31 protein-coding genes and 1 pseudogene are annotated in these 24,393 nt (G+C 65.0%); 27 read left to right on the plus strand and 5 right to left on the minus strand.

Features of this window, described 5'->3' with window-relative positions; translation table 11 throughout:
- Window positions 1-109 precede the first annotated feature (109 nt).
- The 6 genes from ACV7JP_RS18215 to ACV7JP_RS18240 all read left to right on the plus strand — a co-directional run bounded on the left by ACV7JP_RS18215 (window position 110) and on the right by ACV7JP_RS18240 (window position 3,342).
- A complete protein-coding gene (locus tag ACV7JP_RS18215) occupies window positions 110-514 on the plus strand; it encodes a hypothetical protein (RefSeq protein WP_457797062.1) in 405 nt (134 codons plus the stop codon).
- A 131-nt stretch (window positions 515-645) separates the two neighbouring features.
- Entirely contained in the window at window positions 646-909 is a 264-nt protein-coding gene (locus ACV7JP_RS18220; protein WP_457797063.1) for a DNA -binding domain-containing protein, read from the plus strand.
- A gap of 138 nt (window positions 910-1,047) precedes the next feature.
- Entirely contained in the window at window positions 1,048-1,257 is a 210-nt protein-coding gene (locus ACV7JP_RS18225) for a transcriptional regulator domain-containing protein (RefSeq protein ID WP_457797064.1), read from the plus strand.
- Between the two features lie 28 nt (window positions 1,258-1,285).
- The gene (locus ACV7JP_RS18230) at window positions 1,286-1,831 is read left to right on the plus strand and encodes a DUF2285 domain-containing protein (protein WP_457797065.1); all 546 of its coding nucleotides are present in this window, start codon (window positions 1,286-1,288) and stop codon (window positions 1,829-1,831) included.
- A 233-nt stretch (window positions 1,832-2,064) separates the two neighbouring features.
- The gene (locus ACV7JP_RS18235) at window positions 2,065-2,289 is read left to right on the plus strand and encodes a DNA-binding protein (RefSeq protein ID WP_457799116.1); all 225 of its coding nucleotides are present in this window, start codon (window positions 2,065-2,067) and stop codon (window positions 2,287-2,289) included.
- Window positions 2,290-2,301: 12 nt separating this feature from the next.
- Window positions 2,302-3,342 (plus strand): replication initiator protein A, encoded by a 1,041-nt coding sequence (locus tag ACV7JP_RS18240; RefSeq protein WP_457797066.1) that lies wholly within the window; start codon window positions 2,302-2,304, stop codon window positions 3,340-3,342.
- On the opposite strand, the gene ACV7JP_RS18245 is transcribed toward ACV7JP_RS18240, so the two are convergent.
- Both ACV7JP_RS18245 and ACV7JP_RS18250 read right to left on the minus strand, forming a co-directional pair.
- Complete coding sequence (locus ACV7JP_RS18245; RefSeq protein WP_457797067.1) at window positions 3,293-3,820, minus strand: IS5 family transposase; 528 nt, start codon at window positions 3,818-3,820, stop codon at window positions 3,293-3,295. The two genes, ACV7JP_RS18240 and ACV7JP_RS18245, sit on opposite strands and share 50 nt — an antisense overlap.
- A gap of 34 nt (window positions 3,821-3,854) precedes the next feature.
- Window positions 3,855-4,073: pseudogene (locus ACV7JP_RS18250) on the minus strand (transposase); the annotation flags it as partial.
- Window positions 4,074-4,342: 269 nt separating this feature from the next.
- Here ACV7JP_RS18250 and parA point away from each other — a divergent pair.
- The 9 genes from parA to ACV7JP_RS18295 all read left to right on the plus strand — a co-directional run bounded on the left by parA (window position 4,343) and on the right by ACV7JP_RS18295 (window position 12,207).
- On the plus strand, window positions 4,343-4,981 hold the full coding sequence (gene parA / locus ACV7JP_RS18255) for a ParA family partition ATPase (protein ID WP_457797068.1): 639 nt from the start codon (window positions 4,343-4,345) through the stop codon (window positions 4,979-4,981).
- A gap of 55 nt (window positions 4,982-5,036) precedes the next feature.
- Window positions 5,037-5,291 (plus strand): hypothetical protein, encoded by a 255-nt coding sequence (locus tag ACV7JP_RS18260; RefSeq protein ID WP_457797069.1) that lies wholly within the window; start codon window positions 5,037-5,039, stop codon window positions 5,289-5,291.
- The gene (locus tag ACV7JP_RS18265) at window positions 5,288-5,806 is read left to right on the plus strand and encodes a DUF2840 domain-containing protein (protein WP_457797070.1); all 519 of its coding nucleotides are present in this window, start codon (window positions 5,288-5,290) and stop codon (window positions 5,804-5,806) included. The genes ACV7JP_RS18260 and ACV7JP_RS18265 overlap by 4 nt, the downstream gene beginning before the upstream one ends.
- The gene (locus ACV7JP_RS18270) at window positions 5,803-6,348 is read left to right on the plus strand and encodes a S26 family signal peptidase (protein WP_457797071.1); all 546 of its coding nucleotides are present in this window, start codon (window positions 5,803-5,805) and stop codon (window positions 6,346-6,348) included. The genes ACV7JP_RS18265 and ACV7JP_RS18270 overlap by 4 nt, the downstream gene beginning before the upstream one ends.
- A gap of 35 nt (window positions 6,349-6,383) precedes the next feature.
- A complete protein-coding gene (locus ACV7JP_RS18275) occupies window positions 6,384-6,719 on the plus strand; it encodes a DUF736 domain-containing protein (protein ID WP_457797072.1) in 336 nt (111 codons plus the stop codon).
- A 4-nt stretch (window positions 6,720-6,723) separates the two neighbouring features.
- Window positions 6,724-7,500, plus strand: coding sequence for a lytic transglycosylase domain-containing protein (locus ACV7JP_RS18280; RefSeq protein ID WP_457797073.1), 777 nt, complete (start codon window positions 6,724-6,726; stop codon window positions 7,498-7,500).
- Window positions 7,501-7,870: 370 nt separating this feature from the next.
- Window positions 7,871-9,628 carry a relaxase/mobilization nuclease domain-containing protein gene (locus ACV7JP_RS18285; protein ID WP_457797074.1) on the plus strand — a complete coding sequence of 586 codons (1,758 nt, stop codon included), beginning with the start codon at window positions 7,871-7,873 and terminating at the stop codon, window positions 9,626-9,628.
- 146 nt (window positions 9,629-9,774) lie between these two features.
- Window positions 9,775-11,754: a conjugal transfer protein TraG gene (locus tag ACV7JP_RS18290; RefSeq protein ID WP_457797075.1), complete on the plus strand. Its 1,980-nt coding sequence runs from the start codon at window positions 9,775-9,777 to the stop codon at window positions 11,752-11,754.
- A gap of 9 nt (window positions 11,755-11,763) precedes the next feature.
- Entirely contained in the window at window positions 11,764-12,207 is a 444-nt protein-coding gene (locus ACV7JP_RS18295) for a ribbon-helix-helix domain-containing protein (protein ID WP_457799117.1), read from the plus strand.
- A 66-nt stretch (window positions 12,208-12,273) separates the two neighbouring features.
- On the opposite strand, the gene ACV7JP_RS18300 is transcribed toward ACV7JP_RS18295, so the two are convergent.
- Together ACV7JP_RS18300 and ACV7JP_RS18305 are read right to left on the minus strand one after the other, a co-directional pair.
- Complete coding sequence (locus tag ACV7JP_RS18300; protein WP_457797076.1) at window positions 12,274-12,726, minus strand: SRPBCC family protein; 453 nt, start codon at window positions 12,724-12,726, stop codon at window positions 12,274-12,276.
- Window positions 12,723-13,082 (minus strand): ArsR/SmtB family transcription factor, encoded by a 360-nt coding sequence (locus tag ACV7JP_RS18305; protein WP_457797077.1) that lies wholly within the window; start codon window positions 13,080-13,082, stop codon window positions 12,723-12,725. Before ACV7JP_RS18305 ends, ACV7JP_RS18300 begins: the two co-directional genes overlap by 4 nt.
- 478 nt (window positions 13,083-13,560) lie before the next feature.
- On the opposite strand from ACV7JP_RS18305, the gene trbB reads away from it, so the two are divergent.
- The 11 genes from trbB (at window position 13,561) to ACV7JP_RS18360 (ending at window position 23,207) form a co-directional block, all read left to right on the plus strand.
- On the plus strand, window positions 13,561-14,547 hold the full coding sequence (gene trbB, locus ACV7JP_RS18310) for a P-type conjugative transfer ATPase TrbB (RefSeq protein WP_457797078.1): 987 nt from the start codon (window positions 13,561-13,563) through the stop codon (window positions 14,545-14,547).
- Window positions 14,544-14,882, plus strand: a complete 339-nt coding sequence (locus ACV7JP_RS18315; RefSeq protein ID WP_457797079.1) for a TrbC/VirB2 family protein — start codon at window positions 14,544-14,546, stop codon at window positions 14,880-14,882. The genes trbB and ACV7JP_RS18315 overlap by 4 nt, the downstream gene beginning before the upstream one ends.
- Entirely contained in the window at window positions 14,882-15,160 is a 279-nt protein-coding gene (locus ACV7JP_RS18320; RefSeq protein WP_457797080.1) for a VirB3 family type IV secretion system protein, read from the plus strand. Before ACV7JP_RS18315 ends, ACV7JP_RS18320 begins: the two co-directional genes overlap by 1 nt.
- 6 nt (window positions 15,161-15,166) lie before the next feature.
- On the plus strand, window positions 15,167-17,602 hold the full coding sequence (gene trbE, locus ACV7JP_RS18325) for a conjugal transfer protein TrbE (RefSeq protein ID WP_457797081.1): 2,436 nt from the start codon (window positions 15,167-15,169) through the stop codon (window positions 17,600-17,602).
- The gene (trbJ, locus tag ACV7JP_RS18330) at window positions 17,602-18,345 is read left to right on the plus strand and encodes a P-type conjugative transfer protein TrbJ (RefSeq protein WP_457797082.1); all 744 of its coding nucleotides are present in this window, start codon (window positions 17,602-17,604) and stop codon (window positions 18,343-18,345) included. Before trbE ends, trbJ begins: the two co-directional genes overlap by 1 nt.
- A gap of 63 nt (window positions 18,346-18,408) precedes the next feature.
- Window positions 18,409-18,663, plus strand: a complete 255-nt coding sequence (trbK-alt, locus tag ACV7JP_RS18335; RefSeq protein ID WP_457797083.1) for a putative entry exclusion protein TrbK-alt — start codon at window positions 18,409-18,411, stop codon at window positions 18,661-18,663.
- Window positions 18,660-20,000 (plus strand): P-type conjugative transfer protein TrbL, encoded by a 1,341-nt coding sequence (gene trbL, locus ACV7JP_RS18340; RefSeq protein ID WP_457797084.1) that lies wholly within the window; start codon window positions 18,660-18,662, stop codon window positions 19,998-20,000. The genes trbK-alt and trbL overlap by 4 nt, the downstream gene beginning before the upstream one ends.
- Window positions 20,001-20,003: 3 nt before the next feature.
- A complete protein-coding gene (gene trbF / locus ACV7JP_RS18345) occupies window positions 20,004-20,687 on the plus strand; it encodes a conjugal transfer protein TrbF (RefSeq protein ID WP_457797085.1) in 684 nt (227 codons plus the stop codon).
- Entirely contained in the window at window positions 20,684-21,748 is a 1,065-nt protein-coding gene (trbG, locus tag ACV7JP_RS18350; protein ID WP_457797086.1) for a P-type conjugative transfer protein TrbG, read from the plus strand. Before trbF ends, trbG begins: the two co-directional genes overlap by 4 nt.
- Entirely contained in the window at window positions 21,745-22,953 is a 1,209-nt protein-coding gene (locus ACV7JP_RS18355; protein WP_457797087.1) for a TrbI/VirB10 family protein, read from the plus strand. Before trbG ends, ACV7JP_RS18355 begins: the two co-directional genes overlap by 4 nt.
- Window positions 22,950-23,207, plus strand: coding sequence for a DUF2274 domain-containing protein (locus ACV7JP_RS18360; protein WP_457797088.1), 258 nt, complete (start codon window positions 22,950-22,952; stop codon window positions 23,205-23,207). Before ACV7JP_RS18355 ends, ACV7JP_RS18360 begins: the two co-directional genes overlap by 4 nt.
- Here the strand turns inward: ACV7JP_RS18360 and ACV7JP_RS18365 are convergent.
- Window positions 23,171-24,085 carry a LysR family transcriptional regulator gene (locus tag ACV7JP_RS18365; RefSeq protein WP_457797089.1) on the minus strand — a complete coding sequence of 305 codons (915 nt, stop codon included), beginning with the start codon at window positions 24,083-24,085 and terminating at the stop codon, window positions 23,171-23,173. The two genes, ACV7JP_RS18360 and ACV7JP_RS18365, sit on opposite strands and share 37 nt — an antisense overlap.
- Here ACV7JP_RS18365 and ACV7JP_RS18370 point away from each other — a divergent pair.
- Window positions 24,035-24,346 carry a hypothetical protein gene (locus tag ACV7JP_RS18370; protein ID WP_457799133.1) on the plus strand — a complete coding sequence of 104 codons (312 nt, stop codon included), beginning with the start codon at window positions 24,035-24,037 and terminating at the stop codon, window positions 24,344-24,346. The two genes, ACV7JP_RS18365 and ACV7JP_RS18370, sit on opposite strands and share 51 nt — an antisense overlap.
- Window positions 24,347-24,393: the final 47 nt, after the last annotated feature.

Genomic DNA, 24,393 nt, shown 5'->3' on the forward strand with positions numbered 1-24,393 from the left:
TAACCGCTCCGGGACTCCCGGAGGCCCCAACCCTTCAGAGAATTGGACCATGGATACGAAGAAGCCATAGAACAGATTTTCATCAAATGTTTGGGAGCGAGCGGTTCGAATGGTGCTGGAAGCACCAGGGCGATCATGCCTTGCAATGGGGGAGATCGCCTCGATCGCGGCCAAGATAGTTGCCGAGCACTCAGCCGCGACCTTTCGGCTTGCTGCGCTTGAGAAGATCGGCGGGCTCGACGCCGAATGCTTCGGCGATCCGAGCTACGATGTTCACCCTTGCCGACACATCGGCGCGTTCAATCGCACCGACATAACGAGAACTCAGCTGCGCTTTCTCGGCAAGCGCTTCCTGCGTCCACTTCCTGGCGTGACGCAGGCGACGGACATTCGTCGCTATGACCTCCTCAATTTCCATGCTGGCATGGAAGCCGAGTCAAGAACGTTCATTCCAGGAACGAACGTTCCTATTCGTCGACGACCATGCTACGCTCGGCCTCTGCCGAACCTGTGAGTCTGCGTTCCCAGCGAACAACGTGATGCGCCGATTGCATCACCGTCGGCATAGAACGCCAACCAATCCTGGGATATAATCCCGCCGTATCGCCATGAATTCGCCGGCATAGAGCGACAGGCAGGTCCGCAATGAGCACGCCAGCCTTCGAAGATCGTCCGCCGCTCACCGAGCACGTGAACGCCTACGACGAACGTCACCTCACGACCTACCTGCGACTGCTGGATGCCGCCGAAGAAGGCGCCGATTGGCGAGAGGTCGTCGCGGTGATTTTCGGGATCGATCCAGAGCGCGAGCCGGAACGGGCGAAGGTCATCCTTGAGAGCCATTTAGCCAGAGCGAGATGGATGTCGGCAGCCGGCTATCGGCAGCTTTTGGGCACGCGCGCGCAATAGTCTCTCTTCTCGCCTGCCATAAAAAGGTCACGGGCGCTCGCGGCATGCGATGCAACCCTTTGGGCTAGTTTTGTTTCTGACATTCCGGAATCGTCGAAGTCGCCGCTCGAGCTACGAGGCCAAGCCGAGGAGCGCTTCATGCCGACGAATTTCTGGAAATCTCCCGATTCTATCAAGCAATTGGACGAACTCGACCACTCCGGATTCGCGCTCGAATTTCTGCGCCGGAACCCGAAATATCGCCAGGATTATCGCGAGACGCTGAGGCGGATCGAACGCGGCGTCGTCGACGAAGCAACTGCGCTTTCGAGCCTCGCGCGTCGCTGGGGGTTGCAGTTTCGCTCATGACCCGGAATCTCCGGCAGGAAGGGAGCCAGTGCTCTGGCTCCCTGAGATCGACCCCGGCACGCTGATCATCGCTTCGGCGCCGCCCTGCTTCGCAGCGAACGGGACCTTTGATCCGACCGCCTTCGGCGCCATCGTCGCGGATAAGTCCGACGATGGCGGAAGGCGGCTCGTCGTCGGCGGCGCCCGAGGCGACATTCATGTCTGGATGAACGAAGGCGTGCCGAGCCGCCCCGCGATCATATTGCCGCTCGATGCGTCGCTCGAAATCCGGCTCGAAAGCGCGTCCCGGCTCGTTCGGCTCCTTCAGGGCGGGGCCGCAGGTCCGCTACCTCGCGCGCTACAATTGACCGCGCAGCGCCGCGCGCGTCTCATCCTGTTGCTGCACGCTCTGGATTTCTGGCTCGGCGGCGCGGGGCCACGCGACATCGCCGCGTCCCTGATCGACGCCGAGGACGCTGCTCTTCCCGCGCTCGAGTGGAAGAGCTCGGCGACGCGCCGCAAGGCGAACCGTCTCATCCATGATTCCATCGCGCTGATGAACGGCGGCTACAAGAGGCTGCTGCGCGGCCGCTGATGAACCTTCCGCATTCTCCGTTTCCTAGGACATCCCAGCGTGCGCCTCGCGGAAGGGGGGACACGGACCGGCCTCAAAACTTCGTCCTCCCCCTGCGCTTCTCTTCTCCGCCACGGTGATCTCGAAACGCCGCGACGTCCCTGCGGCGCACCTCACCGCTACGGAGGCGTCTCTTGCGCGACAAATCACCCGAAGGCGCCACGCGCTTCGTCCGGACGCATGAAGCCGCACGAATGCTCAGCCTCTCCGCGCGCACGCTCGAAAAATACCGATGCCACGGCGCCGGGCCGACGTTCCGCAAGCTCGGCGGGCGCGTCGTCTATGCGATCGAGGATCTGCAGGCCTGGGCCGATGGCGCCGCCTGCCGCTCCACGTCCGATCCGCAATATGTCGAAGCGCGCGACGCCGTCCACGTCGACACCGGCGTGCGCATTGCCCGCCCGAACTCCCACCGCTGAGGCGACACCGCCATGTCGCGCCGCCTCCCCGTCACCTCGAGCGAGCGCAGCCGCCTCCACCCCTTCGTCATCGCGACGGGGGACGCATCGCCGCGCGATCAGCGCGATCTCATGGAGCGGCCCTTCTTCTCGCTCGCCAAGGCGAAGCGCACAACGCCGATCCTCTACGAGGCGGCCGGCGCGCGCGTGGAAGTCTTCGCCATGCCAGAGCACGGCATGGCGACCATATGGGACGCCGACGTGCTGATCTGGGCGGCGAGCCAGATCGTCGAGGCCGAGAACCAGGGCCTCACGACCTCCCGCTTCCTACGTTTCACGCCCTATCAGCTCCTCAAGGCGGTCGGACGCGCGACCGGCGCCCGCGACTACAAACTGCTGAAGGGCGCGCTCACGCGCCTGCAGTCGACGGCCATCTGCACCACCATTCGCAACGGCGAGCACTGGCGTCGAAGCCAGTTCTCCTGGATCAACGAATGGGAAGAGTGCGTGACACGCGACGGCCGCGTCGAAGGCATGGAATTCGTTCTCCCGGAATGGTTCTACCGCGGCGTCGTCGACCGATCTCTCGTGCTCGCCATAGACCCCGCCTATTTCAGGCTGGCGGGCGGCGTCGAGCGCTGGCTCTATCGCGTCGCCCGCAAGCACGCCGGCCGCCAGAAGCTGGGCTGGATCTTCGACATCCCGCATCTGCATCAAAAATCCGGCAGCCTCGCGAGGCTCAGGGATTTCGCGATCGACATCCGGCTCATCGTGTGCCGGCAGTCGCTGCCCGGTTATCGCCTGCGGATCGAGCACGAGGGCCGGCGCGAGCTGCTGCACATCCTGCCGATCGACTTATCCACAGCCCCTGTGGATAAACCTGTGGAAACACTCGGGACTTCGGGCGCGCATGGTATCGGGACTTCGGGCGCGGCCCTATCGGGACTTCGGGCGCGCGGAAGGCAGCTAACCCTCTGGCCCGAAGGAAAAATCCGCGCTGCTAACTTAGAGTCTAACAGAGACTCTAGGTCGTGTGGACGAATTGTATCAAGCAAAGGCCAGCGGCGAAACTGACGATCGATCTGAAGTTTCGTTCCGTCTTTTCGCATCGTAGGGCGACCCTTTTGAATCGCTTGAGGCGGCCGAAGCCTTGTTCGATGCGAGCGCGAGCTTTGTAGAGGGCCTTGGCGAAGAACTTGGGCCGCTCCTTTTCGTTGGCCTTGTGCGGGATCACGGGAGCGATGCCCCGCTTCCTCGCAGCCTCGCGGTTCGCCTTGCTGGCATAGCCTTTGTCGCACACCACGGCGCGAGGCTTCATATCGGGTCCGATATCGAGCAGGGTTTCGAAGTGGCGCGCGTCGGAAGCCTCGCCGCCGGTCAGGTCGAAGCCGATGACCGTTCCCGAGGCATCGGCTTTCGCGTGGATTTTCGTCGTGAAACCGCCGCGCGAGCGCCCGAGCGCTTGCCCCTCTTGCCCCCTTTGCGCCCGCGGCGGAGACGTGAGCGCGCACGATCGTCGAGTCGAACATTTGGATGAGATGGGCGGAAGCACTCATCGACGCGAGCGTGTCGAAGAACGCCTCGAACACGCCGGCCTTGCTCAGGCGATCGAACCGCTTCCATACGCTGTTCCAATGACCGAACCGCTCCGGCAACGCGCGCCATCGCACGTTCTCGACCGTGAAGAAATGCAGCGCCTCCAGGAACAGTCGGTCGTCCTCGGCTTTGCGTCCTCGGCGAGGAAGGCAGGCCCGAAACACGGCGAGCACATGCGCCCAGTCTTCTTCATCCATCCTCGTCGACATGACGTCCGGCCTCCGAATCGGTCGGAGGTCTATGAATCACACCAGATTCAGGCTGGGAATCGTGAAAATTCGACCGCTCTCAATTCGTCCACACGACCTAACTTTTGTTTGCGCCCGGCGAATGTGGAAAACTCATCCGAGCGTTCCCGCACACCGAAACTTCCGTCTGAAAAGACTACACCTGATACGACTTTCCGTAAATCCGGCTTTACGGACGATGCGACTTTCGAGGCGCCTGTTCTCTTCGGCGAGAGGGAAGGAGGCGCGTCATGATCGTCGCGCTACTCAACCAAAAGGGCGGCGTCGGCAAGACGACGCTCGCCCTGCATCTCGCCGGCGAATGGGCTCGGCAGGGAAAGCGCGTCACGCTGATCGACGCCGATCCTCAGGGCTCGGCGTTGGACTGGTCACAGCAGCGAGCGCGCGAGAACCCCTCACGGCTGTTCACCGTCGTCGGCCTGCCGCGCGACACGCTCCATCGCGAGGCGCCCGAGCTGGCGCTCGGGGTCGACCATCTCGTCATCGATGGTCCACCGCGCGTCGCCGGATTGATGCGTTCGGCGCTGCTCGCCGCCGATCTGGCGCTGATCCCGGTGCAGCCATCGCCCTTCGACGGCTGGGCGTCTGCCGAGATGCTGGCTCTGCTCGGCGAGGCGCGCATCTATCGCCCGCAGCTCGCCGCCCGCTTCGTCCTGAATCGCTACGCCGCGCGCACCGTCATCGCGCGCGAAACGGTCGAGACGCTCGCAGATCATGATCCGCCGGCGCTCTCCGCCACCATCGGTCAACGCATCGCCTTCGCCGACGCCGCGCAGACCGGCCGCCTCGTCTCAGAGCTCGCCGACGACACGCCGGCGGCGCGCGAGATCGTCGCGCTCGCGGCCGAGGTCGGGAGGATCGCGCCATGACGATTTTCGCGGGATATGTACGCAACGCTTCGCGGTTCGTCGACGGAGGCGCCGCATGAATGAGCGCACTCCGAAGCGCGGTTTCGCGGCGCGTCCCGGCGACGCCGACGGCTGGATTAGATCAGCCGATGTCCCCGCCCGGCGCGCGAATGACGCCAGCGAATTCACCGCGCGCCTGACGATCGATGTCACGCCGACGCTCCGCGGCCGCATCAAGGTCGCCGCTTTTCGGCGCGGCGTCACTGTCGCCGACATGCTGCGCGACCTGCTCGCGCGCGAATTCCCCGACGATCCCGGAGAAACATCATGAACGACAACGAGCCGCAATCCGCTCGCGTCGAAGCGCCGCCACGTCGCGGCGCCGCGCCTCTCACCCATGTCGAGCTGACCTGGATCGAGAAGAAGATCGAGTTCCGAATTCGCTTCGGCCATCGCGCGGCGGACAAGATACTCGACCATCGCCGCCGCATCGCCAGCTTCGCTCCCGGCAGCATCTTCTGCTTCGTCCGATGGGCGTCGAACGACTATGGCACGGTAATCTCGCGGATGGACATCGTGCGCGCCGTCGGAGTCGGCGAGCGCTATCAGACGCTGCCCTTCGTGCGGCCCGGCGGCGAGATCCTGCTGCGCGTCGACGCCTGGCCGAGGGTCGAGCGAGCGCTCCAGGTGATCGACGCCATAGAGGCGATCGGCGTCGACCCCACCGACGCGTCGCCCGACTATTGGCGGCATTTACACAACCGTCTCGCCGTCGGCGACGAGCCGCGCGCCTACACGCGCGAGCAGCATGACGCGTGGCTGAAGCGCCGGAGCGTCGCGCCATGATCCGCCTCGGCTATGTCACGGCGACGCTCTCCTCCGTGCTGCTGATCGGCGGCCAGTCCTTGGCTCCCGCCACACCATGGCTTGTCTGGAACGCCACGGCGAGCACGCCGACAGGACTCTATGCGCTTCAGGCCACGGGCCGACTCCGCGCTATGCAGCTGGTGGCAGTCCGCCCGCCGGAACCCATCGTGAGCTTCCTCGCTGACGGCGGCTTCCTGCCGAAAGGCGTGCTTCTCTTGAAGCATGTCTTGGCGCTCCCCGGACAGAATGTATGCCGCGCCGGCGCCGTCGTCATGGTCGACGACGTCGACGTCGGCGAAGCGCGAGATCGCGATCGTCGCGGTCGTCCGCTGCCGAGCTGGACAGGCTGCCGTAAGCTGCGGGTGGACGAGGTCTTCCTCATGAATCCGACCGTCCAGGACAGCCTCGACGGACGCTACTTCGGCCCAATCCTCATCGCGTCGATCGTCGCTCGCGCGGTTCCAATCTGGACCGACGAGGAGGGCGACGGCCGCTTCGTATGGCGCGCCGCCGTCGATTGACCCCCGCATAATCCTATCAGTTACGGAGAATTCCGATGACGCAGATCGGTCGATTCATCCGCACCAAATCAGGCTTTTCCGGCGCCATCCGCACGCTGTCCCTCGACGCCCAGATCGTTCTCATTCCCTCCGACCATAGTGGCGCGGAGAACGCGCCGGACTACCGCATCCTGCTCGGCGATGACGAAGGACCGGAAATCGGGGCGGCATGGAAGCGCATCGGCAAGAAAGCCGGCGACTATGTTTCACTGCTCCTCGACGATCCAGCCCTGACGCAGCCGATCCGCGCCAATCTGCTCCAGTCGAGCGAAGACAAGTCCAGCTGGATGCCGCACTGGACCCGACTTCAGAAGCGCAACGAGCGGGACTGACCATATGCGCTCCGCACTCCCGCTCATGAGCAAATCGGACCGCCCAGACCGCGCCTGCACGCGCGCGCGATTCACGCTCCTTCTCCTTATCGGCCTCGCCCCGGCCTGCGCGCTGGACGGAGTCCAGGCCGCAGAGGCAGCGCCGATCGAGCGCCCGTCGTATGGTGCCGCCTACGCCGTCCACGTCGCAGAGGCGGCGCGGCGCTTCGGCATTCCCGCGGCATGGATTCGCGCCGTCATGAAGATCGAAAGCCGCGTCCAGAAAGGCGCCGTATCTCCCAAAGGCGCAATCGGGCTCATGCAGATCATGCCCGAAACTTGGTCGGAGTTGCGTGCCCATCACGCTCTTGCCGGCGATCCTTTCGATCCGCACGACAACATCCTCGCGGGCGCGGCCTATCTTCGCGAGTTGCACGATCGCTACGGTTCCCCGGGCTTCCTCGCTGCCTATAATGCGGGACCGCGTCGCTATGAGGATTATCTCGACGGGCGCCGTTCATTGCCATCCGAGACTGTCGCCTATGTCGCGGCGCTCGCCCCTCTGATCGACGAAAATGACGGCGCTCGACCCGCCAGTCGCGCGAACTCCGGTCTTTCTCCGTGGACGAAGGCGCCGCTGTTCGTCGAGAACAACGACAGCCATTGCGTCCTCAATCATCCGACGCCAATTCGGACAGCGAGCGATACGATCGCTGTCGCCGCCACGCGCGATCTGTCCGCCATAGCGCCTCGCTCCGACGGCCTGTTCGTCGCGCTCTCGTCGACGGAGCACGCGCAATGAACCTGCATCGCTGTTGCAGTCTGACTGCCGACATTTGCGCACTGGGTGGCCACTTCGCCGCGATTTGCCCGACGCGGAACGCGTGCAGGCGCATCGCGAGCGCGGTTTGTGACCAATTCGCATTCCAGCGTTCCCGAGCGCAATATGGCGAAGAAAGAACGGCGGAAGGCAATTCAGCGCAGAACACGACCGGGCTAAGGCGAGATAAAAGCGCCTGCCACGCCGGCAGACAAGTCGCTGTCGCGACTCGTCTTTCGTCGGGCAGGCTGGTCGGTCGTTGGCAGGTTTCACCAAATCCTCATGGAGTTATACGGCTTCGACTTGCACACTACGTTCTGAAGGCTGCCGTTCGCCTCGGCGAGGCGCACCGATGAGCCGGGAGGAGAACGACTTCCGCGTCCGTCCGGGACGGGCCCGCACGACACGCGCGCCGAAGCCGAAGAGCTTCGTCGCAGAGGTTCTGAAAGCCGCGCGCAAGGCGGGACCTGCGACGCCGCATAGCGGCGCGCAATCCGCTGCCCCCGGCGGCTCCGGCTTCGGGCGCGGGCGCGCCGCCTTCGGCCGCGCCCGTCTCTTCGATCCGGGCCGCCGCGTCGTCGTCAAGGCGCGCGTCGTCCGCCACAACGGCCGCAGCTTTCGATCGGCGCCGCTATCGGCACATTTTTCCTATCTGAAACGCGAGGGCGTCAGCCGCGAGGGAGAGAATGGCATGATGTTCGATGCGGCGAACGATCACGCCGACGATCGGGCCTTCGCCGAGCGATGCGAGGGCGACCGGCATCATTTCCGGTTCATCGTCTCGCCCGAGGACGCTGGCGAGATGACCGATCTCAAAGCCTTTACCCGCGACCTCGCCGAGCGGATGGAGGCCGATCTCGGGACGAAGCTCGACTGGATCGCCGTCGATCATTGGAACACCGACAACTCGCATGTCCATCTGCTGGTGCGCGGCGTCGACGAGAGCGGCGGCGATCTCGTCATCGCCCGCGATTACATCAGCCGCGGCCTGCGCTCGCGCGCGGAAGACCTCGTCGCCGTCGAGCTCGGCCCGCGCTCCGAACATGCGATCCGCTCGGCGCTCGAGCGCGAGGTCGAAGCCGATCGGTGGACGCGGCTCGACGCCGCCATCCGCTGCGCCGCCGACGAGACTGGGATGATCGACCTGCGCCCGGCCCATCCCGGTCCCGACGACCCCGAATTGCGCCGCCTGATGGTCGGCCGCGCTCAGAAGCTCGAGCGAATGGGCCTCGCCGCCTCCGCTGGTCCCGGCCGATGGATGATCGGCCTGGAGGCCGAACGCACGCTGCGCGATCTCGGAATGCGCGGCGACATCATCAAGACCATGCATCGCGCCTTCGCCGAGCGTGGCCAGGACCGCGGCATCGGTGATTATGCCATCGATGCAGCGCCTTCAGAGTCGCCGATCCTCGGGCGGCTGGTCGACAAGGGACTGCATGACGAGCTGAGCGGAGAAGCCTATGCCGTGATCGACGGGACCGACGGCCGCGCCCATCATGTCCGTTTCCGCAGCGTCGAAGCGTTCGACCATGCTCCGCCGATCGGCGGCGTCGTCGAGCTGCGGCGCTTCGGCGGCGCCGACGATCCGCAGCCGACGCTCATCCTGGCGACCCGCTCGGAATTCGATCTCGACCGCCAGATCGGCGCATCCGGCGCGACCTGGCTCGATCACCGTCTCGTCGAGCGCACGCCGACGCCGCTGGCGATGGGCGGATTCGGTGGCGAGGTCCGCGAGGCCATGAAAGCGCGCGCCGAGCATCTCATCGCTGAAGGCTTGGCGCGACGACAAGGTGGACAGGTCATTTTCCAGCGCGATCTGCTCGCGACGCTGCGCGGCCGCGAGCTGAATAACGCCGCCGCAAAGCTCTCGGCCGAGACTGGCCTTCCACACACCCCGGCCACTGCTGGCAATCAAATCTCTGGCGTCTATCGGCAGCGCCTCGTGCTCGCTTCCGGGCGCTTCGCCATGATCGACGACGGTCTCGGCTTCCAGCTCGTGCCCTGGTCGCCGACGCTCGAGAAAAAGCTCAGCCAGCATGTCGCCGGGACAACGCGAGACGATGGCGGCATCGAATGGAGCCTCGGCCGAAAACGAGGATTGGACTTGTGACGATCGACCAGCGTCGATCGCCAGTTCACGACGCCAGTATTTTTTCGTCTCGGTTCGCCACGCTACGATCGCGACGCGAACACCCTTGAATGCGCTCGGACCGCGTCTTTGTCTCGACGTCTCGCTCTATTCGAATGGAGGCGTCCTTGTCCGCTACCAGGATTCTCTGGGGCCAGATCCTCGTCGTATCGCTCATCGTGCTGACGACGATATGGGCGGCGACCGAATGGACAGCCTGGCGCCTCGGCTTCCAGCTGCAGCTCGGACATCCCTGGTTCGAGCTCGCCCATTTCCCCTTCTATCCGCCGCCCGCCTTCTTCTGGTGGTGGTACGCCTTCGACGCTTACGCTCCGACGATCTTCGTCGAAGGCGGCTATATCGCAGCCTCGGCCGGTCCACTCTCGATCGCGACGGCGATCGCCATGTCGATCTGGCGCGCGAGAGAGGTCGACGACGCCGAGACCTATGGCTCCGCTCGCTGGGCGCGGCCCAACGAGATGAAGGCCGCCGGCCTGCTCGGCCCCGACGGCGTCGTGCTTGGTCGGCATGAGACTTCATATCTGCGTCACGACGGGCCGGAGCATGTCCTCTGCTTCGCCCCGACGCGATCCGGAAAGGGCGTGGGCCTCGTCGTGCCGACGCTGCTCACCTGGCCGGGCTCGGCCATCGTCCACGACATCAAGGGCGAGAACTGGCAGCTCACCGCCGGCTTTCGCGCCCGCCATGGCCGCGCCCTGCTGTTCGACCCGACCAACGGCGCCTCGGCCGCCTATAATCCGCTGCTCGAAGTGCGCAAGGGCGAGTGGGAAGTCCGCGACGTGCAGAACGTCGCCGACGTGTTGGTCGATCCGGAAGGATCGCTCGAGCGCCGGAACCACTGGGAGAAGACCAGCCACTCGCTTCTGGTCGGCGCCATCCTCCATGTTCTCTATGCCGAGGCCGACAAGACGCTCGCGGGCGTCGCCGCCTTCCTCTCCGATCCGAACCGGCCGATCGAGACGACCCTGCGAGCGATGATGACCACGCGCCACCTCGGCGACGCCGGTCCTCATCCTGTCGTCGCCTCCGCCGCGCGCGAGCTGCTCAACAAATCAGACAATGAGCGTTCGGGCGTCCTCAGCACCGCCATGTCGTTCCTCGGATTGTATCGTGATCCGGTCGTAGCGAGAGTGACCCGCCAATGCGACTGGCGGATCGCCGATCTCGTCTCCGACCCAGGTCCGGCCACGCTCTACCTCGTGGTGCCGCCCTCCGACATCAGCCGCACCAAGCCGCTGATCCGACTCGTGCTCAATCAGATCGGACGCCGCCTGACCGAGGAATTGCGGCCCACGGGCCGCCGTCACCGCGTGCTGCTCATGCTCGACGAATTCCCGGCGCTGGGACGGCTCGATTTCTTCGAGAGCGCTCTGGCCTTCATGGCCGGCTATGGCATCAAGAGCTTCCTGATCGCGCAATCGCTGAACCAGATCGAGAAGGCCTATGGGGCGAATAATTCCATCCTCGACAATTGCCATGTGCGCGTGTCCTTCGCGACCAACGACGAACGGACAGCGAAGCGCGTGAGCGACGCGCTCGGCGCCGCGACCGAGATGAAGGCGATGAAGAACTATGCTGGGCATCGGCTTTCGCCCTGGCTCGGTCATTTGATGGTGTCGCGCTCCGAGACGGCGCGCCCGCTGCTCACCCCCGGCGAGATCATGCAGCTTCCGCCGTCCGACGAAATCGTCATGATGTCGGGCCTGCATCCGATCCGCGCGAAGAAGGCGCGCTACTATGAGGATCGCCGTTTCGCCGAGCGGATTCTGCCGCCGCCGAAAGTCGCGCCTCACACGCCCCGGCCGGACGACTGGTCCGCCTTGCCGATCCGGTGCCCAGCAACCGATCTCCTCGCGCGGTCGACGGCGGAGGACGAGGCCAACGGCGGGTTGAGACGCGAGCCGGAGCTGCCCGACCACGTCGCGATCGTGAAGGAGACGACGCCATCGCGTCGGGAGAGAAACGAATTCGCCATCATGGACGATACCCCCGAGCAGGCTGCGCGCCAGCAAGAGATCGTTCGACAGCGTATGGGCGGCCTCGCGCGCCAGGGCGCGATGGACCCGGCCGACGGCCTCGAGCTGTAGGAGGTCATGATGCGCGATCGCCTCAATGTCTCGCTTCCCGTGGAGATGATCGCGAGGATCAACGAACTCGCCGCGCAGAAACGTCTGACGCGCTCCGCCATTGTCGAGGCTGCGGTCGCGTCCTTTCTATCGCCCGACGGCGCAGATCGCATGGAGGCCGCTTTCACCCGCCGCCTCGACCGACTGACCCGTCAGGTCCACCGACTCGAACGCAACAGCGGACTCACGACCGAAGCGCTCGCGCTGTTCGTTCGCTTCTGGCTGACCGTCACGCCGCCCTTGCCGCCGGAGGCGCAGGCGAGCGCGCAAGTGAAAGGGCGCGAACGCTATGAGGGGTTCATCGAAGCGCTGGGGCGGCGGCTCAATCAGGGACGGACCCTGTCCGACGAGATTCCGAGAGACATGCCCGGCGCCGAGCAATCCCCGGAAGCCTCGAAGGACACTCGGGACTAGGGTCAAAACTACGACAGCACCGAACTGCACGAGAAACTGGAGGATCGCGGCACGATCCCCGTCTTCCTAGTCGGGCAAATTGGCGGCGATTTGCTCGAGAAGATACGCCGTGCCGTGGCGGCGCGATTCGGTGCCGTCCTGGCCGTCGACAAAGACCGCCTGTTCGGTGAACCGAAGCGACGTCTTGCCGCCCTGGGGCGTCAATTCGATGGTCGCAAGGGACACCGACATGAAGACGCCATCGACGTGCATGTCGTAGACGTAGACCAGACGTTCGTCGGGCACGATCTCATGATAGCGCGCCACGAACATGGTTTCGGGACCGTTCGGGAATTTGCCGTGCGCGATCTCCTGGCCGCCCGGGCGGAAATCCAGCTCGCGCTTGATCTCCTGCCATCCCCCCGGCCCGACGAACCAGCGCGCCTTGGATTTGGGGTCGGCGAAGGCCTTGAACACGCGGGCCGGCGATGCGTCGTAGACGCGTTCGATGGTGAACGATCCGTGGATAGCTTTGGTCATGGCTTTCTCCGTTCGCGCTTTTTGGATTTGAAGTCGTCCTCGGCGAGCATCTCGCCCAACCGGTCGAATTGGTTTTCCCAGAAGGTGCGGCGGCCGGTGAGCCAGGCCTCTGCGCGCGCGAGCACGTCGGGATCGATCATGCAGGTCCGAACCCGACCTCGCTTTTCCGTGCGCAGCAGGCGGCTCTCCTCCAACACCTGTAGGTGCTGCATCACGGCAGCCAGCGACATTGCCATCGGCGCGGCCAGCTCGCTGACTGAGGCGGGACCGCGGGTCAGGCGCTCAATGATCGCGCGACGCGTCGGATCCGCGAGTGCGTGAAACACGAGGTCGAGCGCAGCCTGATCGTTAAGCATATGCTTATGTATTCGGGCAACCGGATATAGTCAAGCACTTACTTTAGTGTTCGTGCTATTTCAGATCCGTCGACGGCGACCGCTGGGTAACTCGCCAACCGCCCTGTTTGCCCCGTCGCCGCTGCGGTCCGGCTCAAGACCTCGTCCAGCCGCCGGCCAAACCAGTCCGGAACGTACGCCGGCGCCGCGTCCGGGACCAGGAGGCGCGTATCAGCAACAGCCTCGCCGACAACGGCGGTCACGGGGAATCACACCCGCCCACACAGGCAAATCGCAGTCTGGGTCCGTCACCCTGCCTTATCGCCGTTATAGTGTGTTGGGTTCTATGAGCTGGACCCTAGCGAGCAAGTATTTTTTCGCTGCTATACGACAGACTGCTACGACGACCGAAACCTTGTTGATCCGCCCGGTTTCTTGCCTTTTCTAATCATCCCCGCGACCGATCGCGTGCGAGCCATCGGTCGAAACGGGGGCGATCTTGGCGGCTTCTCTTCTCCATTCGCAGGCACACGCACGCGGCGCGCGGATGCTGCGCACGGCGCTCGGTTCGGCTGTCGCGAGCTTTCTCGAAGATCCTACCGTCGTCGAGGTCATGCTCAATCCGGATGGCAGGCTCTGGATCGACAAACTACCGAGCGGTCTCGAGGACAGCGGCCGCAGAATGTCGGCGGCCGACGGCGAGCGCATCGTGCGGCTCGTCGCCCATCATGTCGGCGTCGAGGTGCATCCGGGCTCGCCGCGTGTCTCGGCGGAATTGCCCGAGACGGGAGAAAGGTTCGAAGGACTTCTTCCTCCCGTCGTGTCGGCGCCCGCCTTCGCGATCCGAAAGCCTGCCGTCGCGGTGTTCATGCTCGACGACTACGCGCGCGAAGGCGTGATGACAGCCAGTCAGGCGGACGTCCTGCGAAAGGCCGTCGCGGATCGGAAGAATATTCTCGTCGTCGGCGGCACGTCGACTGGCAAGACCACGCTCGCCAATGCGCTGCTCGCCGAGATCGCACAAACCGCCGATCGCGTCGTGCTGATCGAGGATACGCGCGAGCTGCAATGCCGCGCGCCCAATCTCGTCGCTCTGCGTACCAAGGACGGCGTCGTCTCCCTCTCAGATCTCGTGCGCTCGTCGCTTCGACTGCGGCCCGACCGCATTCCGATCGGCGAGGTCCGCGGCGCCGAAGCCCTCGATTTGCTGAAGGCCTGGGGAACCGGACATCCCGGCGGCATCGCCACGATTCACGCCGGCACGGCGCTCGGGGCGCTGCGCCGTCTCGAGCAGCTCATTCAGGAAGCCGTGATCACCGTGCCGCGCGCGCTGATCGCCCAGACCATCGATGTCATCGCCGTTCTCCAGGGCCGCGGCGGCGAGCGGCGCCTCGCCGAGCTCGCGACCGTCGACGGCCTCGATCCATCCACCGGCGATTACCGAGTCCTTTCGATCGCTGCACATGTCGCAGGAGACCAATCATGACGCCCTTTGCTCCGAATAGCCGATTTGGCCGACGCGCCGCCGTTATTGCCGCCATCGTCGCCTTCGCGGTGACCTCTACTTCTTCGGCCCACGCCTCCGGCTCCTCTATGCCGTGGGAAACGCCGCTTAACCAAATTCTCGAATCCATCCAGGGCCCGGTCGCCAAGATCATCTCCGTCATCATCATCACGGTGACGGGCCTCACGCTTGCCTTCGGCGACACCTCGGGCGGCTTCCGCCGTCTGATCCAGATCGTATTCGGCCTCTCGATCGCTTTCGCCGCCAGCTCCTTCTTCCTCTCTTTCTTCTCCTTCTCCGGCGGAGCGCTGATCTGATGAGCAGATTCAACAGCGCCGAGGACGTCCCCGGCTTCTTCGTCCCCGTGCATCGGGCACTGACCGATCCGATCCTGCTCGGCGGCGCGCCGCGAGCTGTCGCCATCGCCAATGGCACGCTCGCCGCGGCGATCGCGCTCGGACTCCGCCTCTGGCTTCCTGGCGCTCTGTTCTGGGCCGTCAGCCACAGCGCCGCGGTCTGGGCCGCGAAGCGCGATCCGCAATTCGTCGAGGTCGTGCGCCGACACCTGCGCTATCCCGCTTATCTCGGCGTGTGAGGCTCCATGCTGAATCTCGCTGAATATCGCGGCCGCCCGACGAGCCTCGCGGACTTCTTGCCCTGGGCCGCCCTCGTCGCCCAAGGCGTCGTTCTCAACAAGGACGGCTCGCTTCAGCGCACCGCGCGCTTCCGCGGACCGGATCTCGACAGCGCGACGCCGGCCGAGCTCGTCGGCGTGACCGCCCGCCTCAACAATGCGCTGCGCCGCCTCGGCTCCGGTTGGGCCATCTTCGTCGAAGCCGATCGCCTGCCGGCGCAGCATTATCCGCATGATCGATTCCCCGACGCAGCCTCGGCGCTCGTCGACCTCGAGCGACAGAATGCCTTCGAGGAGGCCGGCGCGCACTTCGAGAGTCGGTATTCTTTCACGCTCCTCTGGCTGCCACCGGAGGAGGACGCGTCCCGCGCCGAGAATTGGCTCTATGAAGGCCGCGCCCAGGACGGCGTCGACCCGTGGGAGCTGCTGCGCGATTTCATCGATCGCACCAATCGCGTGCTGCAATTGGTCGAGAGCTTCATGCCCGAGGCCGAATGGCTCGACGACGGCGAGACGCTGACCTTCCTGCATTCGACGATCTCGACACGCCAGCAGCGCGTCCGCGTCCCTGAAACGCCGATGCATCTCGACGCTTTGCTCGCCGACGAGCCGCTCACCGGCGGGCTGGAGCCGCGGCTCGGAAACGCGCATCTGCGGATTCTGACCATCGTCGGCTTTCCGACCGTGACCCACCCCGGCATTCTCGACGAGCTCAATCGTCTCGCCTTCCCCTATCGCTGGTCGACGCGCGCCATCTTGCTCGACAAGACGGAGGCCGTTCGGCTGCTGACAAAGATCCGGCGGCAGTGGTTCGCCAAGCGCAAATCCATCGCCGCCATCATCAAGGAGGTGATGACGAACGAGGCTTCGATCCTCGTCGACTCCGACGCGGCGAACAAGGCGGCCGACGCCGATGTCGCGTTGCAGGAGCTCGGCGCGGATGACGTCGGCGAAGCCTATGTGACCGCCACGGTCGCCGTCTGGGACGACGACCCGGCGATAGCGACGGAAAGGCTGCGACTCGTCGAGAAGGCGATCCAGGGCCGCGACTACACCTGCATAGCGGAAGGCGTGAATGCGGTCGAAGCCTGGCTCGGCTCGCTCCCCGGTCACGCCTATGCCAATGTCCGCCAGCCGCCGATCTCGACGCTCAATCTCGCCCATATGATTCCGCTCTCCGCCATCTGGGCGGGAGCAGACAGAGACGAGCATCTTCGCGCATCTCCCTTGCTCTTCGGCAAGACCGAGGGCTCGACGCCCTTCCGCTTCTCGATGCACGTCGGCGACGTCGGCCATACGCTGATCGTCGGTCCGACCGGCGCCGGCAAATCCGTGCTTCTGGCGCTGATGGCGATGCAGTTTCGTCGCTATGCGCGCGCGCAAATCTTCGCCTTCGATTTTGGCGGCTCGATCCGCGCGGCGGCGCTCGCCTGCGGCGGCGATTGGCATGATCTCGGCGGCGGCCTGTCGGCGGGCTCAGAGAATAGCGTGGCGCTGCAGCCGCTCGACCGCATCGACGACGCGGTCGAGCGCGCCTGGGCGGCGGAATGGGTAGCCGCCATCCTCACCAAGGAAGGCGCCGCCATCGATCCGACGGCGAAAGAACATATCTGGTCGGCGCTCACCTCGCTCGCCTCGTCGCCATCCAATGAGCGCACGCTCACCGGGCTAGCCGTCCTATTGCATTCGACCGCCTTGAAGCAGGCGCTTCAACCCTATTGCATCGGAGGTCCTTTCGGCCGGCTGCTCGACGCCGAAGAGGAGCGCCTCGGCTATTCCAATTTCCAGGCATTCGAGACGGAAGGCCTCATCGGCGCCGGCGCAGCAGCAGCGGTCCTCACCTATCTCTTTCATCGCCTCGAGCATCGCTTGGACGGTCGTCCGACCTTGCTCGTCATCGACGAGGGCTGGCTCGTTCTCGACGATCCCGCCTTCGCGCGTCAGCTGCGTGAATGGCTCAAGACCTTGCGGAAGAAAAACGCCTCCGTCGTCTTCGCCACGCAGTCGCTCTCCGACATCGACAGTAGCCCGATCGCGCCGGCGATCGTCGAGAGCTGTCCGACCCGGATCTTCCTTCCGAGTGAACGGGCGATCGAGCCGCAGATCACCGCGATCTATCGCCGGTTCGGTCTAAACGACCGCCAGATCGAAATTATCGCCCGCGCCACACCCAAGCGCGACTACTACTGTCAATCGCGAGGCGGCAATCGTCTGTTCGAATTGGGGCTCGGACCGATCGGCCTCGCCTTCTGCGCTGCCTCATCCAAGACCGATCACGCCGCGGTCGAGCGTATCCTCGCAGAGCACGGGTCGAATGGATTCCTGCGCGCCTGGCTGATCGAGCGCGGCCTTGAATGGGCCGCCGATCTCATCCCCGACCTCACCAATCTGGAGTTCTCGTGATGGCCGCTTGCTCTTTTCGCCGCGCGGGCCTGTTCTCCGCCGTGGCTTTCTCGCTCTCTCTTGTCGCGAGCACAGCGCCCGCACAGCTCGTCGTCTATGACCCGAGCAATTTCTCGCAGAACGTGCTCACCGCGGCGCGCGAGCTGCAGCAGATCAATAATCAGATCCAGAGCCTCGCCAATGAGGCGCAGATGCTGACCAATCAGGCGCGCAATCTCGCGAGCCTGCCGCTCTCGACGCTGAGCCAGCTTCAGTCAACAATTCAGAAGACGCAATCCCTGCTGGCCCAGGCGCAGCACATCGCCTTCGATGTCCAGCAGATCGAGACCGCCTTTGCGACGACCTATGGTTCGGCGTCGACCAGCGCCTCCGGCTCGGGACTGATCGCCACGGCACAGACACGATGGCGCAATTCCGTCGCCGCCTTCGAGGACTCCTTGAAAGTGCAGGCCGGCGTCGTTGGCAACATCTCGAGCAACGGCTCCGCCATGTCGTCGCTGACCTCGGCCAGCCAGACGGCGACCGGCGCGCTGCAGGCGGCGCAGGCGGGCAATCAGCTGCTCGCGCTGCAATCGCAGCAGCTCTCTGACCTCGTCGCCGTCGTCGCCGCGAAGAGTCGCGCCGATGCGCTCGAGCAATCGCGCGTGACGGCCGCCGAGTCTCAAGGACAGGAGCAATATCGGCGTTTTTCGACGCGCTCCGGCTATCAGCCGGGCAATGTCGCCATGTTCCACGGCAATTGAGGCGCGCCCATGGGACGATGGGACATATGGCGCGCCGGCGCGATCCTCATTCTGATCGCAACATTGGTCGCGACGCTCGCGGCGATCGATGCGCCAGCGCCGATCATCCGTGACGCCGGAGCCGCCGTTGCCATCGCTCCCGACGATCTTTCCGCCAAGCTGCGCCGCTGCGGCGCGCTCGGTCTCCAGGATGCCGAAGACCAGCGCTGTGAGGCGGTCTGGACGGAGAACCGCCGCCGCTTCTTCGGCAGGCCGGCGCGGCCGACGCCTCCCACGGCCGCGCCGGCCACATCGACATCGAAAGGCGCCGCGCAATGAACAATGTCGGCGTCATCGATACCTTCCTGAACACTTTCACGACCTATATCGATTCCGGCTTCGGCCTGCTGAAGGGCGACGTCGCCTATCTCTCCTCGACGCTGATCACGATCGACATCACGCTCGCCGGCCTGTTCTGGGCCTGGGGCGCCGACGAGGACGTGATCCAGAGGCTCGTGAGGAAGACGCTCTACATCGGCTTCTTCGCCTTCCTGATCACCAATTTCAACAAGCTCTCGGGAATCGTCTTTAATAGCTTCGCCGGCGTCGGCCTGAAGGCCGGCGGCTCTTCGGTATCGACCGCCGACTTTCTACGGCCCGGCCGTCTCGCCCAGGTCGGCCTCGACGCCGGCCAGCCGTTGCTCGACGCCGCGAGCCAGATGATGGGCTTTGCGTCCTTCTTCGCCAATTTCGTTCAGATCGCCGTGCTGATGATCTCCTGGCTGCTGATCATCATCGCCTTCTTCATCCTTGCCGTGCAGCTCTTCGTCACACTGATCGAGTTCAAGCTGACGACGCTCGCCGGCTTCGTGCTCATTCCCTTCGCGCTCTTCAACAAGACCGCCTTTCTCGCCGAGAAGGTGCTCGGCAATATCGTCGCCTCGGGCGTGAAGGTGATGACGCTCGCCGTCATCGTCGGAATCGGCTCTGGACTCTTCTCGCAATTCACGACGAGCTATGGCGGCGAGCAGCCGACGATCGAGCAGACGCTCTCCGTCGTGCTCGCCGCGCTCGCCATGCTCGGCCTCGGCATATTCGGTCCCGGCATCGCGACCGGCCTCGTCTCCGGCGCGCCGCAGCTCGGCGCCGGCGCGGCGGTCGGAACCGGCGTCGCCGTCGCGGGCGCCGGAATGGTCGGAGGCGCGGCGCTCGGCCTCGCCGGAAGGGGAGCGACGGCCGCCGCCTCGGGAGCCGCCGCCACCGCACGCGGCGGCGCGAGGCTCGCCGGCGGAGCGGCGTCGGCTTATGCGCTGGGCTCGGCCGGGGAGTCCGGGCCTTCAGCTGTCGCCGCTGGACTCGCCGGCGTCGGCCGCGCGGCGGGCGCCGTCGCTGCGGCTCCCTTCCGGCGGGCGGCCGCTCGCGCGACGAATTCCTTGGCCGAAAACTATTCCGCCGGCGCGCGCGCCGCCTTCGCGGCGACAGGCGGCTCGTCGACGACAGGAGGCATAGGCGACGGCGCGACCGGCGCTCCGGCGGGAAATGCGCCGCCCGCCTGGGCGCGGCGCATGAAGCGCAATCAGCTCGCGAGCCACGGCGCGACGACCGCCGCGCATGTCATTCAGTCCGGCGACAGCCACGGCGGCGGCCATTCCGTCGATCTCTCACAACAGGAATAGACCATGTTCCGACGCGCCTCGGTGCGCTATGGCCGCACGCCCGAACCGGAGACGCCCTATCAGAGAGCCGCCCAGGCCTGGGACGAGCGCATCGGCTCCGCGCGCGTCCAGGCGAAGAACTGGCGGCTGATGGCCTTCGGCTCGCTGCTCTTATCCTGCGGTCTCGCGGCTGGCCTCGTCTGGCAGTCGACGCATGGGTCCGTTGTCCCCTGGGTCGTGGAAATCGACCGGCTCGGCGAGGCGCACGCCATCGCGCCGGCGACGGCGGATTACACGCCGTCCGATCCGCAGATCGCCTGGTATCTCGCCCGCTTCATCAAGGATGTGCGCTCCGCGCCGGCCGATCCGGTCGTCGTTCGCCAGAGTTGGCTGCAGGCCTACGATTTCACGACGACGGCGGGCGCCGCGGCGCTCAATGATTACGCCCGCGCCAACGATCCCTTCGCCAGGCTCGGCAAACAGCAGATCGCCGTCGATGTCTCCAGCGTCATCCGCGCCTCGACCGACTCGTTTCGCGTCGCCTGGATCGAGCGCCGCTACCAGGACGGCGCGCTCGCCGACACAACGCGATGGACGGCGATCCTCACCATCGCCATCCAACCGCCGACCGACGCCGATCGCCTCCGCAAGAATCCTCTCGGCGTCTACGTCAACGCCATCAACTGGTCCAAGGAGCTCGGACAATGACCCGGCCGAATTTCCTGAATGCCGGCGATCCGGACATCGCCGCGAACATGCGGTTCCGGATAGGCGGAAACGCATCTCTCCGTAAAGCCGGCTTGGCTACTCTGCTCATCTCCGCCGCGTCGCTCGCCGGATGCGCGAAATTCATTCCGCCCGACATCGATTATGACGACGCGGCGCCGGCGCGGCTCTCCGCCGATCCGCCGGCGCCGGTGAAAATCGTCACGCTCGCCAAGCCTCTTCCCCTGCCGGGCCAATTGAAGCCGCTGCACGCCGGCAAGGCGGCGCCCGAGCCCGCCGATCCGGCCGTGCGCGTCAATCAGGCCAACGCCGCCGCCCGCGTGCAGCCGGTGCGCGGCGGATTCATCAATGCCGTGCAGGTCTATCCCTTCTCGAGCGGCGCGCTCTATCAGGTCTATGCCGCGCCCGGGCAAATCACCGACGTCGCCCTGCAGGAGGGCGAACAACTCGTCGGCTCTGGCCCTGTTGCCGCGGGCGACACCGTCCGTTGGATCATCGGCGACACGGAGAGCGGCGCAGGCGCGAGCAAAAAGATCCACATTCTCGTCAAACCGACGCGGCCAGATCTCGTCACCAATCTCATCGTCAACACCGATCGGCGCACCTATCTGCTCGAGCTGCGATCGACCGAGAAGACCTATATGGCCTCGGTCTCCTGGCAATATCCAGAAGACCAGCTCATCGCCTTGCGCCGTCAGAACTCGGTCGCCGAATCCGCCGCGCCGATCGCGGCGGGTGTCGACGTCTCCGCGTTGAATTTCCGCTACGCGATCCAGGGAGACAGTCCGGCCTGGCGGCCGCTGCGCGCCTTCGACGACGGATCGAAGGTCTATATCGAATTCCCGACCGGCATTCGCCAGGGCGAGACGCCGCCGCTCTTCGTCATCGGTCCGGCGGGCGGCTCGGAGCTCGTCAATTATCGCGTCAGCCGCAATTATTACATCGTCGACCGTCTCTTCGCCGCCGCAGAACTGCGCCTCGGCGATGCGGATAGCGAGCGGCGCGTGCGCATCGTCCGCACCGATGGAAGGCCGCGCTCATGACTCCGGACGCGAATGACGATCGGCTCGCCGCATCGCCGCCGATCGCGCCGGACCTTCGCCTGCGAGGTGAACGCCCGCGCGTGACGCGGCTGTCGCGCAAGGTTCTGATCGGCATGGCGAGCGTCGCCGCCCTCGCGATCGCCGGCGCGCTCGGCTACGCCCTGCAACCTCGCGACAGAAGCGGCGCGGCCCAGGAACTCTACAACACGCAGAATCGTCCCGCGGCCGACGGTCTCGCCAATTTGCCCAAGGACTATACCGGAATCCCGCGTCCGGCGCCGCCCCTCGGGCCGCCTCTCCCTGGCGATCTCGGCCGGCCCATTCTGAATGCCGGCGCGGCCGGCAATACGACGATCGTCGGCGCATCGGCGTCTGATCCCGAGGCGCAACGTCGCGCCCAGGAAGGTGAGGCCGCGCGCGTGAGTCGGCTCTTTGCTCAGACGAACGAGCGAGAGAGGCCGATCACGCCGATCGCTCCGACAACGATCTCTGCTATCGAAGCAGATGCTACAGCGGCGCCGTCCGTCGACGCCGGCTCCGCGCAGAACATGCAGGATCGCAAGACCTCTTTTCTGACTGCATCGACCGATCGGCGAACCGTCAGTCCCGATCGGCTCGCCAAGCCTGCATCGCCGTACGTCGTCCAGGCCGGAACGGTGATCCCCGCTGCGCTCATCACCGGCCTCCGCTCCGATCTCCCGGGACAGATCACCGCGCAGGTGACCGAAGCGGTCTACGACAGTCCCACGGGGAAATTTCTGCTCATCCCTCAGGGCTCAAAGCTGATCGGCCAATACGACAGTTCCGTCGCCTACGGCCAGAGGCGCGTGCTTCTCGCCTGGACACGGCTCATCATGCCCAACGGGACCTCGATCGTGCTGGAGCGGCAACCCGGCGCCGACGCGGCAGGCTACGCCGGCCTCGAGGACGAGGTCGACAATCATTGGGATATGCTTCTCAAAGGAGCCGCGCTCTCGACGCTCCTCAGCATCGGCGCCGAAGCGGGAACCACAGGCAGCGAGAGCAGCCTCATTCAGGCGATCCGCCGCGGCGGCTCCAGCAGCGCGAGCCAGACCGGACAGTTGCTCATTCAACGCCAGCTCAATGTCCAGCCCACTCTCACCATTCGTCCAGGCTTTCCTGTTCGCGTGCTCGTGACGCGGGATCTCTTGTTGGCTCCATACAAGGAAGGAATGGCGCCGTGACGAAACTGAAGCTCGGTCCGCTCGCCGACGACAAGCCCGTCAAAATCACCGTCGAGATTCCCGCCTCTCTGCATCGCGATCTCGCCGCCTATGCGGACGCGCTCGGCAGAGCCAATGGGCAGACGATCGCCGATCCGCTCAAGCTGGTCGTTCCCATGCTCCAGCGCTTCATCGCGACCGACAGAGCCTTCGCGAAGACTCGGACGCGTCCGAAACCTCAACCCGATGTCGCGGAAACCGAAAGGTCGGGATAGCGGGCGCGCAACAGATCGAGAAATGGCTGCAGCATCGGACTGCTGTTCGTCTCTTTCCAATAGGCCGCGAACTGAAGCCGCATTTGCCCACAGTCGCCATGCAGCTCGCGATGGGCCACTCCGGGGCAGATGAAGCCGACGGCGCCTTCGAGCAGCGGCGCGACGCCATAGCCGGCGCCGACGAGGCTCAGCAGGCGGTCGAGGCTGACATCCTGATAGCTGATACGCAAAGCATCGGAGCCGCCGGCCTTCACGCTCAATAATTGCTCGAGCTCGGAATCGACGCCGCTCCGCGTCAGCAATATCCGATTGTCGCAAAGTTCCCGCCATTTGATCGCTGGCCGATTGAACGGGTGATGTTCCGGAACGGCGACGACTACCCGTTCGCCCCAGAGCGGCAGAACACGGTCGTTCCACCTTCCGCCGCCGGAGGTCAATATGGCGACGTCGATCGCGCCGGCGGCGAGCTCGCCGAGCAATCCCTCCTTGGCGCCGTCGACCAAGAGAATATCCGCATCTGCGATCTGGCGGCGCAACTCCGCGAGCGTCTCCCGCAGATTGCCCGCTGAGAGCGACGAGCAAATCCCAATTCGAAATGGCCTGCTTCCGCCGTTGCGTCGCGTTTTGAATGTGAGGAAGAGGCGGTCCGCTTCGTCGACGAGGGGCCGCGCCAAATCCAGAAATTCGCGACCGACCGGCGTGAGCTTCGTTCCGCCGGTCGTGCGCTCGAACAAGTCCACGCCGAGCTCACATTCGAGATCGTGCAATCGACGGCTGAGGGTGGATTGACGCGTGTTCAGCGTCTCCGCCGCTTGCCGAAGGCTTCGATGCCGCGAGGCGACAAGAGCCCATTTCAGATCTCGAAGCTCCGAATTCACCTGAAAAGCCCGGTTTCACAAGCTGATTTCAGAATCGGTTATGCCGGCGACAGGGCCGCCATCGGCCGTTCTAATGCTTCCTACTTCATTGAAAATAAATGGCCTTTTAAAGGCCGCCGAACGGGCGGCTATCGCTTTGCAAGCTATGGGTTTTTCGGCGAACGGACTCGATTCCTCCTCAATCGATGCGCCGTCCCGAACAGCCCGACCGCTCTGCGGCGCAACGCTATGGACACCTGCGCTTCCAATATGCGTTGCTAAAATGTTCTAGCCGGCATACCTTCTCCCGGCTGCAATTTCATGAGCAG

It is taken from the genome of Methylocystis sp. S23 (assembly GCF_054106005.1).

What these genes read in the sequence shown, in the direction of transcription:
- ACV7JP_RS18215 (WP_457797062.1), top strand. Translation starts at nt 110, where the DNA reads ATGGTGCTGGAAGCACCAGGGCGATCATGCCTTGCAATGGGGGAGATC.
- ACV7JP_RS18220 (WP_457797063.1), top strand. Translation starts at nt 646, where the DNA reads ATGAGCACGCCAGCCTTCGAAGATCGTCCGCCGCTCACCGAGCACGTG.
- ACV7JP_RS18225 (WP_457797064.1), top strand. Translation starts at nt 1,048, where the DNA reads ATGCCGACGAATTTCTGGAAATCTCCCGATTCTATCAAGCAATTGGAC.
- ACV7JP_RS18235 (WP_457799116.1), top strand. Translation starts at nt 2,065, where the DNA reads ATGCTCAGCCTCTCCGCGCGCACGCTCGAAAAATACCGATGCCACGGC.
- ACV7JP_RS18240 (WP_457797066.1), top strand. Translation starts at nt 2,302, where the DNA reads ATGTCGCGCCGCCTCCCCGTCACCTCGAGCGAGCGCAGCCGCCTCCAC.
- parA (WP_457797068.1), top strand. Translation starts at nt 4,343, where the DNA reads ATGATCGTCGCGCTACTCAACCAAAAGGGCGGCGTCGGCAAGACGACG.
- ACV7JP_RS18260 (WP_457797069.1), top strand. Translation starts at nt 5,037, where the DNA reads ATGAATGAGCGCACTCCGAAGCGCGGTTTCGCGGCGCGTCCCGGCGAC.
- ACV7JP_RS18265 (WP_457797070.1), top strand. Translation starts at nt 5,288, where the DNA reads ATGAACGACAACGAGCCGCAATCCGCTCGCGTCGAAGCGCCGCCACGT.
- ACV7JP_RS18270 (WP_457797071.1), top strand. Translation starts at nt 5,803, where the DNA reads ATGATCCGCCTCGGCTATGTCACGGCGACGCTCTCCTCCGTGCTGCTG.
- ACV7JP_RS18275 (WP_457797072.1), top strand. Translation starts at nt 6,384, where the DNA reads ATGACGCAGATCGGTCGATTCATCCGCACCAAATCAGGCTTTTCCGGC.
- ACV7JP_RS18280 (WP_457797073.1), top strand. Translation starts at nt 6,724, where the DNA reads ATGCGCTCCGCACTCCCGCTCATGAGCAAATCGGACCGCCCAGACCGC.
- ACV7JP_RS18285 (WP_457797074.1), top strand. Translation starts at nt 7,871, where the DNA reads ATGAGCCGGGAGGAGAACGACTTCCGCGTCCGTCCGGGACGGGCCCGC.
- ACV7JP_RS18295 (WP_457799117.1), top strand. Translation starts at nt 11,764, where the DNA reads ATGCGCGATCGCCTCAATGTCTCGCTTCCCGTGGAGATGATCGCGAGG.
- ACV7JP_RS18300 (WP_457797076.1), bottom strand. Translation starts at nt 12,726, where the DNA reads ATGACCAAAGCTATCCACGGATCGTTCACCATCGAACGCGTCTACGAC.
- ACV7JP_RS18305 (WP_457797077.1), bottom strand. Translation starts at nt 13,082, where the DNA reads ATGCTTAACGATCAGGCTGCGCTCGACCTCGTGTTTCACGCACTCGCG.
- ACV7JP_RS18315 (WP_457797079.1), top strand. Translation starts at nt 14,544, where the DNA reads ATGACGCCCTTTGCTCCGAATAGCCGATTTGGCCGACGCGCCGCCGTT.
- ACV7JP_RS18320 (WP_457797080.1), top strand. Translation starts at nt 14,882, where the DNA reads ATGAGCAGATTCAACAGCGCCGAGGACGTCCCCGGCTTCTTCGTCCCC.
- trbE (WP_457797081.1), top strand. Translation starts at nt 15,167, where the DNA reads ATGCTGAATCTCGCTGAATATCGCGGCCGCCCGACGAGCCTCGCGGAC.
- trbJ (WP_457797082.1), top strand. Translation starts at nt 17,602, where the DNA reads ATGGCCGCTTGCTCTTTTCGCCGCGCGGGCCTGTTCTCCGCCGTGGCT.
- trbL (WP_457797084.1), top strand. Translation starts at nt 18,660, where the DNA reads ATGAACAATGTCGGCGTCATCGATACCTTCCTGAACACTTTCACGACC.
- trbF (WP_457797085.1), top strand. Translation starts at nt 20,004, where the DNA reads ATGTTCCGACGCGCCTCGGTGCGCTATGGCCGCACGCCCGAACCGGAG.
- trbG (WP_457797086.1), top strand. Translation starts at nt 20,684, where the DNA reads ATGACCCGGCCGAATTTCCTGAATGCCGGCGATCCGGACATCGCCGCG.
- ACV7JP_RS18355 (WP_457797087.1), top strand. Translation starts at nt 21,745, where the DNA reads ATGACTCCGGACGCGAATGACGATCGGCTCGCCGCATCGCCGCCGATC.
- ACV7JP_RS18370 (WP_457799133.1), top strand. Translation starts at nt 24,035, where the DNA reads ATGCCGCGAGGCGACAAGAGCCCATTTCAGATCTCGAAGCTCCGAATT.